Consider the following 16,225-nt stretch of genomic DNA (forward strand, 5'->3'; position numbering starts at 1 on the left):
GTCCCAAGGTTTTGTGTTTTAACTAATCCGATGGCTCAATCCGATAAAGATTAAATTCATCTCGAATTGAGGCTGATAGAACCTGAGAAATAAAAGGCTTACACAGTCTCAAAGCATAAAATCTCATCAGTTTGAGGGGATGATTACCTACGAATTGCTGCCGAATTATTTTCACTTGGTTTAAGATATTCTCCGAGTGATCGGTAATGTAAACTGCGCCAGGAAAAGGCAGAGGCTGCAAAGGAATGTTCTGCTCTGCTAAGCGATAGGGTAGCTGAGTATGCAGTAGAAAGGTTTGGGTAATGTCTGAAAATTGCACTTCTTTGATGTAATCCAGCAAGATTCTGGCTTTCACAATGTTGCAGCTCCCACAAAACTGCTCAAATCCTCGCTTGCGGTGTCGAATCAACCAGCTTCCTTCCTGATATTGATAGCCTTGGCTAAAATACCAGCCATTTGTCTGTGGATGTTGAGCGACAAATGCTGCAAGATTTTTATGAATGCAATCATCCGCATCCATAATCATCAGATGTGCATCTTTGAAGTGTTTCTCAGCATGATGAATTCCAGTCCAAAGCTTGCGGTTTTTATCGGTTCTTCTTTCCGCGATCGAACTTGCTTGATTTGGTGCCGGAAAATCAACCTCTACAAACTCAACTTGGGCATAGTCATCCTGAAGAATTGGACGATCGTGACAGAGAATAATGACATGATATTCCGCAGAGGTTTGATGACAGATTGAGCGAAGCGTGCGCTCTAATAACTTCGATACTTTTTCCCAAGACTTTGAGGATTGGGCACTTCTCAATGGAATAATGAAGACTAGCATACGTCTTACTAGATCAAAAATAGGTGGGTGGAAAGCCTGTTTACATTGACATCGAGAAACTCTAAGGAAGACGATCGTGCTCGAATAAGATCTTGCTGTAAACCTCGCTCAAGCCCGCTGCAATCTGTTGCCAGGTATAGTGATCAAAAATAAATTGCTGTGCTCGTTTACCCATTTGCTTGGCTGCATTCGGGTCTAAGAGTAGCTCTTTCATTGCCTGAGCGATCGCGCCTGAATCAATCTCAACGACTTTCGCGGAAGCCGCGATCGCGGCTTCCGGGAAGTTACACCCAGTCGTGAATACACAAGGCAAGCCTGATGCCATCGCTTCAAGCACCGACAGACTCAGACCTTCTGAATAAGACGGAGCAACATACAGATCGGCTGCTGCAAGTGCAGCGGATTTCAGTGTTCCCGTGAGCATTCCTGTGAATGTGACGGCTTCAAGACATCCTGCTTGGGCAAAGTACGATCGAGCCGTCGGCAGAAATCCAATGTTATCCGGCCCAGCTACCACTAAATGAGTTTGAGAAAACTCAGCGTGAACTTGAGCAAAAGCAGGTGCTAAGAGATCCAGTCCTTTTTTCGGATCAACTCGTCCTAGAAATAGAATCAAGGTTTTGCCACGCAGGGCTGGGAAGTTTTGATGAAACAGTTCCGGATCAGGCAAAGGTTCAAAGTCGCGCTGGTGGATGCCGTTGGCAAGGATTGTTAATGAAGTGGGTAAGGCTAACGATCGCACGGCATTGGCTTCAGATTGGGAAAGCACTTGAATCATACTGGCTTTGCATAAAATTGGTCGTTCAATCAGTGTGTAATAAGCTTTCTTTTTCCAGGCTTTGTAATTTAATGCCCAGGGATCTAACATTCCGTGAGGGCTGGCAATGTAGGGAATTTTGTAGAGCTGGCAGAGCCAGTGTGCGATCGCAACCGGATAGGTAAACAGCGAAATCGTATGCACCAAATCATAGTCTCTGAGGTGCTGAAACAGCCAAGCGGTCAGCGGATAACTAAATTTATATTCGTTTACTCCCCATCTGGGAAAATATTGAATTCGATAAGAGCCTGCTTGCTGCCAGGTACACAGAGGAACCTCTAAATTGGTCGAACCATTGGCATTGGTTGTAACAACATCAACGTGCAGATCGCGATCGCCGAGTGCCTGAGCCAGTTCAGACACCAGCTTAGAGGTTCCACCATAAACCAAACTAACCGCAGGAATGACGATTAAAACTTTCATAGCGCTCTCTGTTTTAGGACATACTCAACTGCTTGATGTAAGCCCTGAGCAAAATAACTAGGAGAGAAGTTCTGGATGTGTTTTAGGGCAGCGTTTCCCATGATTTCCGCAAGCTGCGGGTCTGAGCTTATTTTGCTCATTAACTGCTGAATTTGTTCTACATTGTCTGGATCAAATCCCCAGCCGTTCACGCCCTCAATCACTAGATCTTCAAAGCATCCGCAGCGATTGGAGACCAATACAGGTAGACCTGCCGCCATTGCTTCATTAATGACTAATCCCCACTGCTCCTGCTGGCTTGCATGAACAAAACAATTAGCATGAGCAAAGTACGGCAATAATTCATCCTGCTGAAGAAATCCGGGTAGATGAACGCGATCGCTCAGTCCTAAAGCCTGAATCTGTTGTTCGATCTGGGGTCGAAGCTCACCATCCCCACAAAGCACTAAATCCCAAGGCGATGAAGTTTGGGCAGCATAAGCTGCATAAGCTGTGATTAAATTGGGTAAGTTTTTCTTTTCGAGGAATCGATTGATCGACAAAAAGAAAGGAGCCTTGGTCGGATTTGGCAGCGATCGCAGTCGATCGGGATGAAACGCAGCATTTCCCACCACGTTGTATCCGGTAAAAACGCTCTGGATTGGCATTCCCAACTTGAGTAAATACCGCTTCTGGGGCTGTCCTCCCACTAATGCCGATTGATACTGATTCACCAACAACCGTTTTGCCTGTTCTTTCAGTCCGTGTCGCGCAGCATCATCTTCTTTAGAAGCAGATAACAGAATTGCAGGCTTGCGATGCCAACGGCTCCAACATAGTGCTGATAACATGCCCGTTTGAAAGTAGCCTGCGATCGCCACGACATCAGGATTGATTTGGGATAAGACGTTGTAAACAGATTGAAATAATCGGCTGGGTGTTACCGCCTGCAACGGTTGATCCCGAATCACTGTGATAAACGGGCAATCAGACTGTTCAACGGCTGCTTTCCAAGCATAGTCCTGATCAGCGCGAGCAAGCTCGATCGCGTGGAGTTGCCACCCTATCTGCTCGAATCGCTGATGAGCTGCATTCGATCGAGCAAAATGATAAGGCCCATAGTTTGTAAACAGGAGCGCAACACTCGTCATAGTTTAGAAAAGAGGTGGAAAGTTCTGCGACTGAGAAGCGGCTTGAGTCTCTCGCCGACTGAATCTTAGAAAGGCAATCATTAACCCGACCGAAGCGATCGGCAGGTAGTTTCGATACGGATCTCCGTGAAAGCTAAATAGACAGATGGACTGAAACAAAAAGATAACCGTAAAGCAGGTCATCATTGCATAGTCGCTTTTAACAAACTGGGTGGGAGATTGGTGAGCCTCTGCACACTGCTTTGCTGGAGATAAAGCAATCTGCATCACGCGGAATGCCAAGTAGAGAAACGGCAACACAAACGTAATGATTCCGAAAATGCCAAACTCGATCGCGACCTGCATAAAGGCATTATGGACGCTTCCGTAACTGTAAAGACCATGACCCCAAATCGGGCTTCTAAAGAACAAGCTTGAAACACCGCTGTACATGGCTTCTCGTCCCTGAATAGACCTATCTCCACCGCCACTACCCGTAATCAGCTTAAATAAGATGTCAATTCTCTGAAAGCCATTGGTAAGCGCGCGCTCGACCGGGGACATTTCAGCTTTGCTCGAACTGGTCGCGGCTGAGAGCGGTGATAACATAAGCAAGCTGGCTAACCCAACCCCCGAATACAAAAGAAAGTTAGAAATCGCTCTCACAGCACTTTTGTTGGAAGACATCAACAGATTGACCGTATAGATCACAACAAATGCTGCACTCACCAGAACGGAAAGTGTAGCGCTACGTGTTCCTGCAAAAGAAGACACCAAAAAACCTGGAACCATCAGAACTAATAACAAGGGATTGCCAGCATACCGGCCCGTTAGCCACATCACTAGGCAAGATAGAAACGCATAAGCGCCCGTATACGCAACTAAGATTGGATTACTGGATGTGCCTGCAACTAACCGTCCACCGTTGTCTGCCCATTGAGCACCTCCAGTCAGCACTTGAACCAGCAAAATCAGCGAGGTGAAAACCGCGATCGCACTAGAAGCGGGGCACAACAGTCGAAACTGTGCAAACGTTAGGCTTCTCATCAAACACAAGGCAGTCCAGTACACACCAAAATAGATGAGGAGATTTTCTGGGAAAGTAGATTTATCCTTGATTGTCATATAGTCCACTAAGAACATTGCAACAAACGCCAGATAAAAGATTTCGACGAAGCTAACGCGAAACAATCGCTGTCGGGGTGCGCGGGTTAGCACAATTAGCACAAACGGGATCGTAACCAAAGTGACCTGAAAGATTGCAGTCAAGAGCGTTGTACGAGCGCCTACTAGCCCACTCACCGAAAAGTAGAAAGTTAAGCCATGAACATAACAAGCTAACAGAATTGCAATCAATTTTGCTTTGAATGAAAGCTCATTCATGGCTGCACCTCTACAAAAAAATCAGACATCAAAGCACTGACAAATTGATCAGCACGATTTTCATCTACCACCTGGTTCATTTTTGATAACTTGCAGAAGATCGGCTGCGAGATCGCGGCTTGCAGGGCTTTCGAGATCGCGGCTGGATTTTCAGAATCAACAGTCTGTCCCAGTTGATTCTGTTGTGTCATTGCTCCCATCAATCCATAGTTCGTGGAGAGAACAGGTTTATGAGCAGCAGCAGCATGAACCAAAATCGAACTCATTCCTACATGCTTTTGATACAGCGCCAGCACGGTATCTGCAAGCTCGAAGAATTGTTGCACTTCTGCACCTTTGATATAGCGATCGCATAACACAATCTGAGCCTGAGTGATCTGCTTGAGCTGCTCAATTTCAGTCCGAATCTCTGGATCGCGCTCGTTCACTGACCCCGCAAGCACGAGACAAAGCTGGCTTTGCGTCTCGACCGGCAGTTGTTTTAGAGCCTGTAGCACCTGATAAACTCCTTTACGACCACTCAGTTCACCAAACAGCAAAAAGAGATGTCGATCCGGCAGAATCTGAAGTTTCCGGCGCAAGGCTTCCACTTCAGCAGGCTGGCAAGCAGGAACTTCAACCGGATCAGCCAGCGGCAAGATTGGCTTTTGAGTCAACTGCTGAATTTCTGGCACTGCAAAGCGATCGAGACAAAACAGCGTTTTGAACTGCGATCGCTGGAGAATCCGGGCAAGTACGGCTTTTTGCCGCCATTGTCTCCACTGCTCTTTTGCAGAAAGAGGATGTGCCGAGAACTGATGGTAATGAAAGCTAGGACGAAAGTAAATTCCCGACACGGGGCAGGGCGATCGTTCTCCAAAAGCTAAAGGCAACTGCAGGCTATCAAGATACATCAAAAGTGCCTGAGTCGGGTTGAGCCGTTTGGCATAACGACAAAATAGCTTCCACTCGATAAAAGACTTGGCGACGAGCGATCGAGCGCGAAGATAGGTTTGGTATTCTGCTTCAGTGATCGAACTAAATCGAATACGACTCAGCTTTGATTCTGTGCTAAATGCGATTAAGTCAGGATGGTTCTTGACCAACGCCGGAGAAACGACCAAGTGCAAACATCCGGGTCGCTGCTGCTGAGACCAGTCTTTTACCAAATGCTTAAAATAAACTGGGTGATGTCCTCGCGGTGAGAGATCAAACAGCAAAAAGGTACGATCGCTACTCGATTGGGTTGAAACGGATAGATCACACTGAGACAGCATAGTTTGAGTCCTCAACGGCGATGATGTGCTGCAATACTACGTTCACGTCGGTTATCTCGCCTCAACTTGCGATCGCGCTCAATCTGCCAAAAAGCTCTAGATAAGCTTTGGAGGTTTGTTCCACTGAATATGCACTCAAATCTCGCTGCCAGCGAACCTTGACACCACTACGGACAGTTTCAACGATCGCACGAGTGAACTCATTGATCGGTTCAGGACAAATAAGCTTCACGCCCGGAAAGGCTTTGCCATACTGCAAAGAGGGAATGTTAGACGCGACGATCGCGATGCCGCTAGAGAGTGCTTCAATAAATGCAAGCGAGTGCGCCTCGATTTTTGAAGGCATCAGGAACACATCTGCGCCAGATAGTAGGTCAGGAACATCTGAACGAGACCCTAGAATGAGGAGTTGATCTTCAATGTTAAATTGCTGTGCGAGTTGTCTCAGGTGTTGTTCGTAAGGCTGATCTTCGGAACTTCCCACAAAGCACAGCTTTCCCGAAAAAGGCGCTTGCTGTTGTGCCTGAGCAAAGGCTTCTAACGAAAGATGCTGCTGTTTGGTCGAGCTAAACCGCCCCACCTGCAAAAACACAACCTCCTCTGGCTGCACTGCAAAGATGGTTTGCCTGACTCTGTCTCGCTGAGTCGCCGCTTGCTTGATTGCGCTTAAATTAATTCCGTTAGGAATCACGACAGGCTTCGCGATCGAATTAATGCGGTTGCAGTAGTTCTCTGCTCCTGTTTGCGAGACAGCGACGATCGCGTCAGGCGCGGGCACGAACCAGCGTTCAAGGGCGCGGAAATAAGGCGATGCGTAGTCGTCTTGAGAGGCATCGTGTAACACGCTCAGGGTCGAAGTGTGATGAAGCGCTGCCAACTTCACCGCAATTCGCGCATATAAACTGGGGATCACCGCATGAGCAACGATGATATCTGGCTTAAACTGCTTTAAATGCTGGACTAGGAATGTGATTCGCTCCCTTTTGCTGAGTTCTTGCTCAGGGAGAAACAGCGAAACCTGAGCTGCCTGCATTTGGGCAAGTTCGCTTAGAAACGAAGGCTGCGGCGGCATGAGTGCCATCACCGCAACTTGATGCCCCAAGGCTTGATGCGCGATCGCAAGACTCCGCACTAAGATTTCCGCCCCTGAAAATCTTGGAATATAGATAACATGGCAAATTCTCATAGAGTATTCTGGGTTGTTGCCTTTTGTACCCTTCAGAGACTCGATCGCTTCAACCGGAGACTTTGGTAAACAAAGCAGAATTTCTTCTACTCAGCCTGCGCCAGTTGTAACACCCATTCAATCAATCGCTGCTCGGCAGAAATTGGACGCGGTAGGACTTCTGGCATGGCTAAATCACGGCTCAACCATTCTGCAAGCTCTCGCCAATCTTCATAACAATAGACTCCAGCATATTCAAACGCACTTCGACAAGCATTACTGCTGGCAATCACCGGAATTCCCGCAATGATCATCTCTGGAATGCGAGTGAGTGCGCCGACTCCTGCTTTTTGATGAACTAAAACCGCTTTTGCCGACTGCAAGAATTGGTTCAGCGTTTTGGTTTCGACAGCACCATGAACCGTGAAGCCCGGACGATCGCAGTAACGGCTGAGTTGTTCAGTGCCATATCCTACAATGTCAACCTCAAAGCCAACCTCAAACTCGATCGTGGATTGAATTTGCTTTAACCATTCGATCTGTTCGATCATTCCAAGCAGCGTCGGCGTGTTGTTGGCGGTTCCTAGAATGAGAAATCGTTGTTTCTGGGTGGTTAACCTAGCTTGACGCACGGTTGCCAGGTCTTTGAGGATTGGGTCAGGTGGATAGTAAGGTAAATAAAACGCATTTACGCCTTTTGCTTTTAATAGCCATTCTTCTTCGCGAGCAATGCAAAAGACCGCATCGGCTTTGCCTAAAGATGCAATCTCGGTTTCTAGTGTTTCACAGCAGTCATTTCGGGGAATCAGCGCTTCGATATTGTGCGGCAGTGCAATCACGCGATATCCGATCGCTTTGGCAACATAAGGCGCAACATAGTTTTTTGTCGTTTCCCAGAGCAGCAGCTTGCTGCCTTGATGATGGCTCAATTCGTCGTGGTAAACCTGACGTTGAAAGCCGCAAAATGCGAGTGACTGCAAAGAAGAACGAATCTGAAGCTGATTTTGAACAATGAATCGTAGTGTGTTGGGATTCAACACAGAACTGATCCCCGTCAGATAGCGATCGCGCTGAGTTCGCAAAATCTTTCGCTCTAGATGCGAAAGTTCAATGTTCGCTTTCTGTAAAAGCTCAATCACCTGCACTGTACGCCGGGAGCCGCCATGCCCATTCACATCCAACGGATAAAAAGGATCAATCAGTACAGCGTTGGTAGGTATAGGGGGGGTCTGTTTAGGCAATTTTAGCGGACGAGTAGGACTGAGATTCATAGGCGGCTTGATAATGGCTCAGATGCTGATCGAAAATTTTGGGCATCGACAGGTGATGCCGCAGGCGGGAAACATTTGGGTCTGGTTCGGGGGAACAGCTGGGAATGAGATGGTTTAAGGCATCTACGATCGCGTCACTCGTATAAGGTTCAAATGTAGCGATCGCATGGGGCTGTAAACGGTTGTATTCCTCGACTTGGGGAATGTTTGAAGCAAGAATTGGACGCTCTACAGAAATCCAGGTCGAAAGTGATCCCGATGCCGAAGTTTGCCTAAAGGGGCAAACGGCAAGGTCGGTTGAGAGCAGATATTGTTCTAATTCTGCTTCAGGCAAGTAGCCTGTCACTCGCAGACGATCGCGAACTCCTACTTGCTCTGCGAGTGACAGCAACTCTTGATAATACGCTTCATGTCCCGCACTCACTCCCCCGGCAAAGATAACTTTGACCGTCTCTGGAAGCTTTGGCAAAGCTCGAATCAGGAGTGAATGTCCTTTGCCACTATAGATAAATCCCAGCAGTGTAATCACCGTAAACGGCTCTAATCCTAATGTCCTGCGGGCTTCTGCTCGATCGTTTTGGAGGTGCCGCGATTCAACAAAATGAGGAATAATGCTGAGTTTTGCTCGATCAATGCGATCGCTGAGCCGTTGCGCTTCTTCTTGAGTACAGACGATCACAACTCGCGATCGAGCAATTACTTTCTGTAAGGCTAAAATATGCGGCGCGACGCGATCGCGTAGGACTGCTTTTGCTAAATCAGAGAAGCGGACTGTACCAGGATGGGAGAAATATCGTTGGGTCAGCGTGGCGCTAGAGGGTGGGTAGAAAATATCGTGCAGCGTCACAACCAAAGGACGAGAGCAGTGATTGAGAAACGCATCAAGATAGCTGAGCTGACTCCAGTGATCCCGCCAGATTGCGCGATTGTATTGGAAGTGAACGACATCTGCCTGAGCAAGCGTTTGAGCCGCATGAATGAGGCTGGTGCAATCGTGCTGTCGGTCTCCGGTTAAATTTACTTCCGCTTCGATCACTTGAAGCTGCGATCGACTCTGAGCTTCTGCGGCAAGTAAACGTCCATAACGACGAATGCCGTGCTGCAATGCGCCAATGTGTAAATAACCAATTTTCATGTTTGTAAGACCTTGGGCAGCGATCGCACTGTTCTACCAATTCCTTTCTTCATCCATTTCACCGTCTGTCGGGGAGAATTCAGCAGAAAATAAAGCATCACGACTTGAATTTGCAAATGCGGTGGAAGCTGTTTGCGGTAGGTTCTCAGTAATGCCTGTGCCCGCTTAGCCCCTTCGCCCGATCTCCAATCTAAGATTGTTTTTGTTCCCTCAATTTCGCGATAATTTCCCCAAGTTTCATCAATATGCTTTACATGAGCGACTTGTACGGCTCTCAAGATGAAGTCTAAATCCAGGGCAAAATGTTCATCGACTTTGTAGAGTCCGATCGCGTCGTGTAGAGCAGTGTGGTAAAAGTACGCAGATGGATTGATCGGGTGAGGGTTCACTTCTGCACCCAGCAGCAGATCCGTTAACCGTAATTTAGCAGGACGATTGTATTTTTTTAATTCACCTGCATCATTCCAAACGTTGCAATTTCCGACTACAAAACTCGGCTGAGGAAGGGACTGAAAGAGTTCTAGAACTCGGTTGAGAACATTAGGCTCGTAGTAGTCATCCACATTGAGAAATCCAATAATCTCGCCTTTTGCTAAAGTAACGCCCTTATTCATCGCATCGGACTGTCCCCGATCTTTCTCGGAGATCCAGCGAATCTGTGAATACTGTTGAGCATAGCGCTGAACTATTTCGATCGTACGATCGCTAGAGCCACCGTCTACGATCAAATGTTCGACTTCTGAGCAGTTCTGCTGAATCACAGTTTGCAGACAGCTTTCGATGAAGCGATCGCCGTTGTAGACCGGAGTAATAATCGTAATCACAGTGATTAAATCGTAAAGATTAATGAGTTGAATATTGAGTGAGGCAAGCGGGCAATTCAAGAATGTTTAGAATCTGAATTCGATCGCACTGCTTCAAAGTGATAACGCATCTCTTTTTATTGGTCATGTTTTTTCAGGCTGTTTTTTGCCTGCACCAATTGTTGATAAAGCGTTAAATATCGCTGAGCTTGAAGCCCGAGCGCGTATTCCTGCACAGCGACCTCCCGACAGTTCTGACGCATGCGATCGCGCAACTCATCGTTTTCTAAAAGCTGAACCATTCCGCGACTCAAATCGGCTGCATCTTCCGGTTCTGCTAGATATCCCGTCACTCCAGAACGAACTAAATCAGGCACTCCACCCACACGAAAAGACACCATTGGAGTCCCACAAGCTAAACTTTCTTGAAGTACCAGCGGCAAGTTATCAGCACGAGTCGGAAACACAAACAAGTCAGCGGCCGAGAATGCAGTCACTTTGGTTCGATCTTCACTTACATACCCTAAGTTCAAGGTTTTGATCCCAAAGGTATCTTGAGCAATTTGGCTTTCGCCCATGGTAAGTAGAAGAACCTCAGATTTCAGCGATTCAGGTAAATCCTGAATCGCTTTTAACAATAAATCTCCGCCTTTACGCGCATCTTCTAGGGTTTGAGAAACAAACAACAAGACTTTGCGATCGCTCTCAATTCCCAACGCAGCACGAGCGCGACTGCGATCTTCGGGTTGATAGGTTTCCGTATCAATTCCATACGGAATGTAGTGGATCGGGAATTGGTTGAGTAGGCTTGTTTTTGCTACATCCACTAGCCACTGGCTCGGAGCAACGATTGACAACTCTGTATGTTGATATACCCAGTTTTTCAGCTTCCATTCCCAGCGGGTACTATCCCGGCGCACGGAGGGATAACTGTGTAAATCAGGACACCGACCACACCCGATTTTCCAGCGATCGCACCCGTAGCTATAGGCACAATGTCCAGTCATCGACCACATATCATGCAGCGTTAAAACCGCAGGCTTATGACGAACCAGGGCGGGAACTGCAAGATAATTAAAATAGCTAGTGTGTAAGTTATGAAAATTCAGGACTTCAGCCGCTTGATAAAACGGGTGTTGCTGCACTTTAAAGGTTGAAAGCTGTGCAACATAGTTCAAGCCAGCTTTTTCCGTAACTCGTTTGAGCTTTTGATCAAGCCAGGACTCGCGCGGAGCTTGAGCCACACGATCGCTCTGTGTTTTGACTCGACCCACTAGCAAGCGCGAATCAATTCCCTGCTGCAACAGTCCTTGATGCAAGCGATACCCTGCGATCGCGGCTCCACCAAAAATATCAGATTGATTGATATGAAGAACGCGCATGATCGGTAGACGAATGTTGTTTTGCAATCAAGTCACAAATTTCGCGGACTGCGCCTTGCCCCCCTGATTTTTGGGTGATGTAGACCGCAACCGCTTGATTCTCTGGCATGGCATCGGCGACCGTGATTGGAACTCCTACAGTTTGCATGGCAGGAATATCCACCAGATCATCGCCCATGTAAGCAACGCGATCGAGCGGTATCGCTAATGTTTCACACAACTGTTTGATTGCAGCTAACTTGTCTGGAACACGAAGATAGATGTGCTTAATTCCTAAACGCTTGGCACGATGTAGGGTTGCTGAAGAAGAACCCGCCGAAAAAATCGCAACTTGAACACCGCAACCCATCGCTCGCTGAATGCCTAACCCATCTTTGACATTGAACTTTTTCAGTTCTTCGCCTGTTTCAGTGTAGTAGAGTCCTCCATCCGTGAGAACGCCATCGACATCTAGCGCAAGCAACTGCACCTGAGCGAGCCGCGCTTCAAATTCAGCCTGAGCAATGATTGTCATGATCCCGATACTGCTGCTCGAATTTGCAGAATTGGTTTTAACACAGATTCTAATTGCGAGAGTGGAATCATGTTTGGGCCGTCGCTCGGTGCATTGTCCGGGTCTTCGTGAATTTCCATAAACAGCGCGTCAATCCCCACTGCTGCTGCGGCTCTCGCTAAAGTCGGAACAAAATGACGCTGCCCACCGGATTTATCGCCCTGTCCACCTGGCATTTGCACACTATGAGTCGCATCAAACACGATCGGATACCCGAACTCTCGCATCTGGGGCAGCGATCGATAATCGACGACGAGCGCGTTATACCCAAAGCTCGTACCCCGCTCGGTCAGCAAAATGTTTCTCGCACCGCTGGTTTCTAACTTCCGCACTACATTTTTCATGTCCCACGGTGCAAGAAACTGCCCTTTCTTCACGTTTACTGCGCGTCCGGTTTCAGCAGCAGCCATCAGCAAGTCAGTTTGGCGACAGAGAAACGCCGGAATTTGCAGCACATCCACGACCTCGGCTGCGATCGCGGCTTGATAGCTTTCGTGAATGTCGGTCAGGACTGGAACACCGATTTTCTCTTTGACTTTTTGCAGAATTTCTAAGCCATCGTCGATCGCTTGTCCCCGGAAAGAATTGATCGACGTGCGGTTTGCTTTATCGAACGATGACTTAAAGATGAAGGGAATCGACAAGCGATCGCACACTTGCTTAATTTCATCTGCCATCTTCAGCGTGAAATCTTCTGATTCAATCACGCAAGGACCGCCAATTAAAGTCAGTGGATGCCCTTCGCCAATGGTGAGGTTTGAACCGATCGTTGCTAGATTCATGATGGATTTAAGAAAGATGACTGAACTTTTTTATCGTTTAGGAAATTGGACAAAATAGAGTCCTCGATCGACAAAACTGAGTGCGCTTTTGGCAAGGAAGTGGCTGATTTTGTTTCACCTCAGTCCAAGCAATTTCCCGTTTAAGAAATCGCATTCCCTCGACATAGATTGTATTGCACAACGACTTGCTGAATGCTGGACTGTTTTATAGAGTTTAATTGCTGATTGACCACTGCCGCTCCTCGAACTGCTTAAAAAATCTCTGGAGCAATCACCGAGAGACAATTAATCGGTAGGCGAAACCGGGCTTGCTGCTCGTTCCGCAAATTTGCTTAAATAGTCAGCGATGAATTCATCACCAAATCCTTTGCCGCCGTCAAATCCTCAGCTGTATTCACTTCGAGCGTCATTCGCTCAGACAGACAGACTCGAATCCGAAAGCCATGTTCTAACACCCGCAGTTGTTCAAGTGCTTCACATTGCTCAAAGGGAGTCGGTTCGAGTCGAGCATAATCCGCGAGAAAATCTCGTCGAAACGCATACAGTCCCAGATGATGGTGTACCGGAACCTCGCCTCGATTGCGAAAATAAGGAATCGGCGATCGCGAAAAATATAAAGCGTATTGATGGCGATCGCACAAGACTTTCACCACATTCGGATCGTGATATCCCGCTTCGTAATCGAGCGGAGTCGCCAAAGTGATCATTTCTGGCGTTTCGCCCTGTAGATAAGGCTGCACAAGCTTTAATAGCATTTCAGCGGTGACAAAGGGCTGATCGCCTTGCACATTCACTACGACATCCATCTCAGGATAGCGGCTTGCCACTTCCGCAACTCGGTCAGTTCCGGTTTCGTGTTGATTCGATGTCATTTCAACTGTCCCTCCAAAGCCCCGAACACAATCGGCAACTGCTTCGTTATCGGTTGCAACCACCACTTTTGAGAAAGCCGGGCACTGAATCGCTGCTTCATAGACCCATTGCACCATGGGTCGATCGCCAATTTTGAGCAATACTTTTCCAGGAAGGCGTTGGGAACTGTATCGAGCCGGAATCACTGCAAGAATTTGCATCATCGAGAGCCTTGATAAAGAAACAATGGAAAATACTCAGACCAAACCGTAGAATTTTCCTTAGTTTAGTCTGAGTACCCTGAGCTACTTCAAGCAGTTCTTGAGCGAACCACTCTCGCAAGCTTTTTGACTGCTTTCGCCGACTGCTCGATCGTGCGATCAACCCAGGTAGGCGACAACGCATAAGGACTGGTATCAAACAGCGGACGATTGACCTCACCGACAAGATTAAAAAATAATCTTGGCTGATCGGTGACATTACGAACAGTCACACCATGCAGCGAGCGAATACTGTTGATTCCAATCACACAGTGATTCGTTTGATAAGGAATTGTCTGCACCAGTTTGAGATAGCGATCGTCTACAAAGCCACCTCGATAAACTTGTTCTCGGTCTTTTAGCCGATAAATTTCTAAGTCGCCGCCGGTTGTGAAATCTGTCTCAGGACGAAGATAGAATAGCCCGAAAAACAGCTTGTTTGGAGCATCCACATGCCCGCGTCGTACCGAGCAAGGAGCGCCAACAACAGGGGTGTTAATACAAATCTGAGCATCGAGTAGCACATCGGCATTCGAGAAATCATCAAGACCGCGAATGCCTGCCCTTAACTGATCGATACGACCAAAATCAGCCTCAAAATTCGGATAACAAGCTCTAATCTGATTCTGGAATAACTGAACAAATTGATTCAAAAACGCTTGAGAAACATGATACTCGATAAATTCACGCCAAAGCGGACTTAAACCCTTGTTAGATAAAGCGAGTCTTGCTGGATAGCTGAAACGTTCGTTACTCGCAGTGGGCATTCCTTGCGTCACAGTTTCTAAAGGCGGAAACTCAGCGATTAACTGAGCACAAACTTCTGGAGCGATCGCAGTTTGAGTCCTGAAATAAGGAAAAGGATCAGTAACGATATCTTGCTCCACACTGGAAGATAATAAGGATTGCATCATGATTTTGAAATTTTTGAGTATTCACAGCTAATCTCGAAGCAGTTGAAACTGAGTACCTTATTGCGTCGATCGGTTTTCCGAATCAGACTTATTGCGCCTTTGCTGTTCCCAATTTTTCGATTACAATCTTGCCCAGACGAATGCTTGGTAACTCGCAATATCGATACAACAAAGCCGATAGCGGAACAATAAAGAGCCAAGCGGATAATGCGACTAAGAACCTCGGGACCGGGTCTGCAAACAAACTAGGACGCAGTCTAATCATCAACATCACAAGCTGCTCCATTAACGGCTGATGAAGCAGATAAATACTATAGCTCAAGAGACCAATCCGACTGAGATAGGTCGTACAGAACTGTGGTACTTGCAGCTTAAATTGCTCTCCATTCAGCAGTTTGGCAATCCAGGTGGTAGAGAGAATCGCAAAAAACACAAAAGACAACGGATAGAGCGGCTTAAAGCAGTAGGTTCCAACCGCAAGCGCAAACCAGAGCCAGAGGGACGATCGCGCAAACGGTAAGGGCTGCTTGAGCAAATACGCCTCTGCCAGCCACGCCCCGATCGACCAGCTATACCAGTAGGTAAAGGGTGAAAATTCAATCCAAGTGGGAATCCTCGTTTGCGCTGTAAAACTGAGAAAGAGAGCGGGCGCCACAAGTCGCAAAAGGACTTCAAGCACTGCTAATCCCGCAAGTGATTTACGCCAACCAAATTTGGATGCCAGAAACAACAGCGCTGGATAGATAACATAGAGTTGAGCCTCGATCGCAATGCTCCAAAACGAGTTATTCACCCGATAGATCGAGTGGATATCAATGTTGTTAATCAGCGCCAGATGCACACCCAACTGCGTCCAGGCTGAAAACGGGCCTGATGCGAGTTCTCGACGCGGAATGATGAACGCAAAGAGAATCAGCGCGAACAGATAAGGTGGGTAAATGCGAAAAAACCGCCGCAGAAAGAAGGTCGTAAAGTTAGGTTGGCGACCACGGGCAAAACTCAAATGAATACAAAAGCCACTGACAGCGAAGAAAACGGCAACGCCTGCCCAACCGAGGGTGCCGGGGGTAACTAGCAGCAACCATCGCGGTGTGGGTAGCGTCCGAAACCAGTCTCCCCAGGGAAGCTGCGCATAGTTATCGGCAAGAGCATCCAAAGCATGGAAAATAAAAACACCAATAATTGCAAATCCACGGATGGGATCGAGAAAATCAATGTAGGTGTTGCGGCGATCGCTGGTCTGTTCTAATTGCATAGGGACAGGAAAGGGATAGGAAAACGGAATCTAACC

The 16,225-nt window shown here is 47.4% G+C and carries 15 protein-coding genes; all 15 read right to left on the bottom strand.

Translation table 11 applies throughout. The features are described from left to right. Positions 1-22 precede the first annotated feature (22 nt). On the bottom strand, positions 23-829 hold the full coding sequence (locus tag NC980_RS12720; protein ID WP_190376919.1) for a glycosyltransferase family A protein: 807 nt from the start codon (positions 827-829) through the stop codon (positions 23-25). A gap of 61 nt (positions 830-890) precedes the next feature. Further along, a complete protein-coding gene (locus NC980_RS12725; protein WP_190376920.1) occupies positions 891-2,069 on the bottom strand; it encodes a glycosyltransferase in 1,179 nt (392 codons plus the stop codon). After that, a complete protein-coding gene (locus tag NC980_RS12730) occupies positions 2,066-3,199 on the bottom strand; it encodes a glycosyltransferase family 4 protein (RefSeq protein ID WP_190376921.1) in 1,134 nt (377 codons plus the stop codon). Before NC980_RS12730 ends, NC980_RS12725 begins: the two co-directional genes overlap by 4 nt. Positions 3,200-3,202: 3 nt before the next feature. After that, positions 3,203-4,561 (bottom strand): O-antigen ligase family protein, encoded by a 1,359-nt coding sequence (locus tag NC980_RS12735; protein WP_190376922.1) that lies wholly within the window; start codon positions 4,559-4,561, stop codon positions 3,203-3,205. Then, positions 4,558-5,817 carry a glycosyltransferase gene (locus NC980_RS12740; RefSeq protein WP_190376923.1) on the bottom strand — a complete coding sequence of 420 codons (1,260 nt, stop codon included), beginning with the start codon at positions 5,815-5,817 and terminating at the stop codon, positions 4,558-4,560. Before NC980_RS12740 ends, NC980_RS12735 begins: the two co-directional genes overlap by 4 nt. 61 nt (positions 5,818-5,878) lie before the next feature. Further along, positions 5,879-7,003: a glycosyltransferase family 4 protein gene (locus tag NC980_RS12745; RefSeq protein WP_190376924.1), complete on the bottom strand. Its 1,125-nt coding sequence runs from the start codon at positions 7,001-7,003 to the stop codon at positions 5,879-5,881. An 86-nt stretch (positions 7,004-7,089) separates the two neighbouring features. Beyond that, a complete protein-coding gene (locus tag NC980_RS12750) occupies positions 7,090-8,253 on the bottom strand; it encodes a glycosyltransferase (protein ID WP_190376925.1) in 1,164 nt (387 codons plus the stop codon). After that, the gene (locus NC980_RS12755; RefSeq protein WP_190376926.1) at positions 8,216-9,388 is read right to left on the bottom strand and encodes a glycosyltransferase; all 1,173 of its coding nucleotides are present in this window, start codon (positions 9,386-9,388) and stop codon (positions 8,216-8,218) included. The genes NC980_RS12750 and NC980_RS12755 overlap by 38 nt, the downstream gene beginning before the upstream one ends. After that, positions 9,385-10,212, bottom strand: coding sequence for a glycosyltransferase (locus tag NC980_RS12760; RefSeq protein WP_190376927.1), 828 nt, complete (start codon positions 10,210-10,212; stop codon positions 9,385-9,387). The genes NC980_RS12755 and NC980_RS12760 overlap by 4 nt, the downstream gene beginning before the upstream one ends. Positions 10,213-10,328: 116 nt before the next feature. After that, positions 10,329-11,573 (bottom strand): glycosyltransferase family 4 protein, encoded by a 1,245-nt coding sequence (locus NC980_RS12765; RefSeq protein ID WP_190376928.1) that lies wholly within the window; start codon positions 11,571-11,573, stop codon positions 10,329-10,331. Continuing rightward, a complete protein-coding gene (locus NC980_RS12770; protein ID WP_190376929.1) occupies positions 11,545-12,087 on the bottom strand; it encodes an HAD-IIIA family hydrolase in 543 nt (180 codons plus the stop codon). Before NC980_RS12770 ends, NC980_RS12765 begins: the two co-directional genes overlap by 29 nt. Then, the gene (kdsA, locus tag NC980_RS12775) at positions 12,084-12,908 is read right to left on the bottom strand and encodes a 3-deoxy-8-phosphooctulonate synthase (protein ID WP_190376930.1); all 825 of its coding nucleotides are present in this window, start codon (positions 12,906-12,908) and stop codon (positions 12,084-12,086) included. The genes NC980_RS12770 and kdsA overlap by 4 nt, the downstream gene beginning before the upstream one ends. Positions 12,909-13,240: 332 nt before the next feature. Then, positions 13,241-13,981: a 3-deoxy-manno-octulosonate cytidylyltransferase gene (gene kdsB / locus NC980_RS12780; protein ID WP_190377048.1), complete on the bottom strand. Its 741-nt coding sequence runs from the start codon at positions 13,979-13,981 to the stop codon at positions 13,241-13,243. An 89-nt stretch (positions 13,982-14,070) separates the two neighbouring features. Beyond that, positions 14,071-14,934: a hypothetical protein gene (locus NC980_RS12785; RefSeq protein WP_190376931.1), complete on the bottom strand. Its 864-nt coding sequence runs from the start codon at positions 14,932-14,934 to the stop codon at positions 14,071-14,073. A gap of 88 nt (positions 14,935-15,022) precedes the next feature. Further along, a complete protein-coding gene (locus tag NC980_RS12790) occupies positions 15,023-16,189 on the bottom strand; it encodes an acyltransferase (RefSeq protein ID WP_190376932.1) in 1,167 nt (388 codons plus the stop codon). Between the last annotated feature and the right edge of the window lie 36 nt (positions 16,190-16,225).

The sequence above is a fragment of the Leptolyngbya sp. AS-A5 genome (genome assembly GCF_039962495.1).
GTDB lineage: Bacteria > Cyanobacteriota > Cyanobacteriia > Leptolyngbyales > Leptolyngbyaceae > Leptolyngbya.

Excerpts from the sequence above, each read along its gene's own strand:
- NC980_RS12770 (WP_190376929.1), bottom strand. The coding sequence starts at position 12,087 with ATGACAATCATTGCTCAGGCTGAATTTGAAGCGCGGCTCGCTCAGGTG.
- NC980_RS12730 (WP_190376921.1), bottom strand. The coding sequence starts at position 3,199 with ATGACGAGTGTTGCGCTCCTGTTTACAAACTATGGGCCTTATCATTTT.
- kdsB (WP_190377048.1), bottom strand. The coding sequence starts at position 13,981 with ATGCAAATTCTTGCAGTGATTCCGGCTCGATACAGTTCCCAACGCCTT.
- NC980_RS12750 (WP_190376925.1), bottom strand. The coding sequence starts at position 8,253 with ATGAATCTCAGTCCTACTCGTCCGCTAAAATTGCCTAAACAGACCCCC.
- kdsA (WP_190376930.1), bottom strand. The coding sequence starts at position 12,908 with ATGAATCTAGCAACGATCGGTTCAAACCTCACCATTGGCGAAGGGCAT.
- NC980_RS12790 (WP_190376932.1), bottom strand. The coding sequence starts at position 16,189 with ATGCAATTAGAACAGACCAGCGATCGCCGCAACACCTACATTGATTTT.
- NC980_RS12745 (WP_190376924.1), bottom strand. The coding sequence starts at position 7,003 with ATGAGAATTTGCCATGTTATCTATATTCCAAGATTTTCAGGGGCGGAA.
- NC980_RS12735 (WP_190376922.1), bottom strand. The coding sequence starts at position 4,561 with ATGAATGAGCTTTCATTCAAAGCAAAATTGATTGCAATTCTGTTAGCT.
- NC980_RS12765 (WP_190376928.1), bottom strand. The coding sequence starts at position 11,573 with ATGCGCGTTCTTCATATCAATCAATCTGATATTTTTGGTGGAGCCGCG.
- NC980_RS12725 (WP_190376920.1), bottom strand. The coding sequence starts at position 2,069 with ATGAAAGTTTTAATCGTCATTCCTGCGGTTAGTTTGGTTTATGGTGGA.
- NC980_RS12740 (WP_190376923.1), bottom strand. The coding sequence starts at position 5,817 with ATGCTGTCTCAGTGTGATCTATCCGTTTCAACCCAATCGAGTAGCGAT.
- NC980_RS12785 (WP_190376931.1), bottom strand. The coding sequence starts at position 14,934 with ATGATGCAATCCTTATTATCTTCCAGTGTGGAGCAAGATATCGTTACT.
- NC980_RS12720 (WP_190376919.1), bottom strand. The coding sequence starts at position 829 with ATGCTAGTCTTCATTATTCCATTGAGAAGTGCCCAATCCTCAAAGTCT.
- NC980_RS12755 (WP_190376926.1), bottom strand. The coding sequence starts at position 9,388 with ATGAAAATTGGTTATTTACACATTGGCGCATTGCAGCACGGCATTCGT.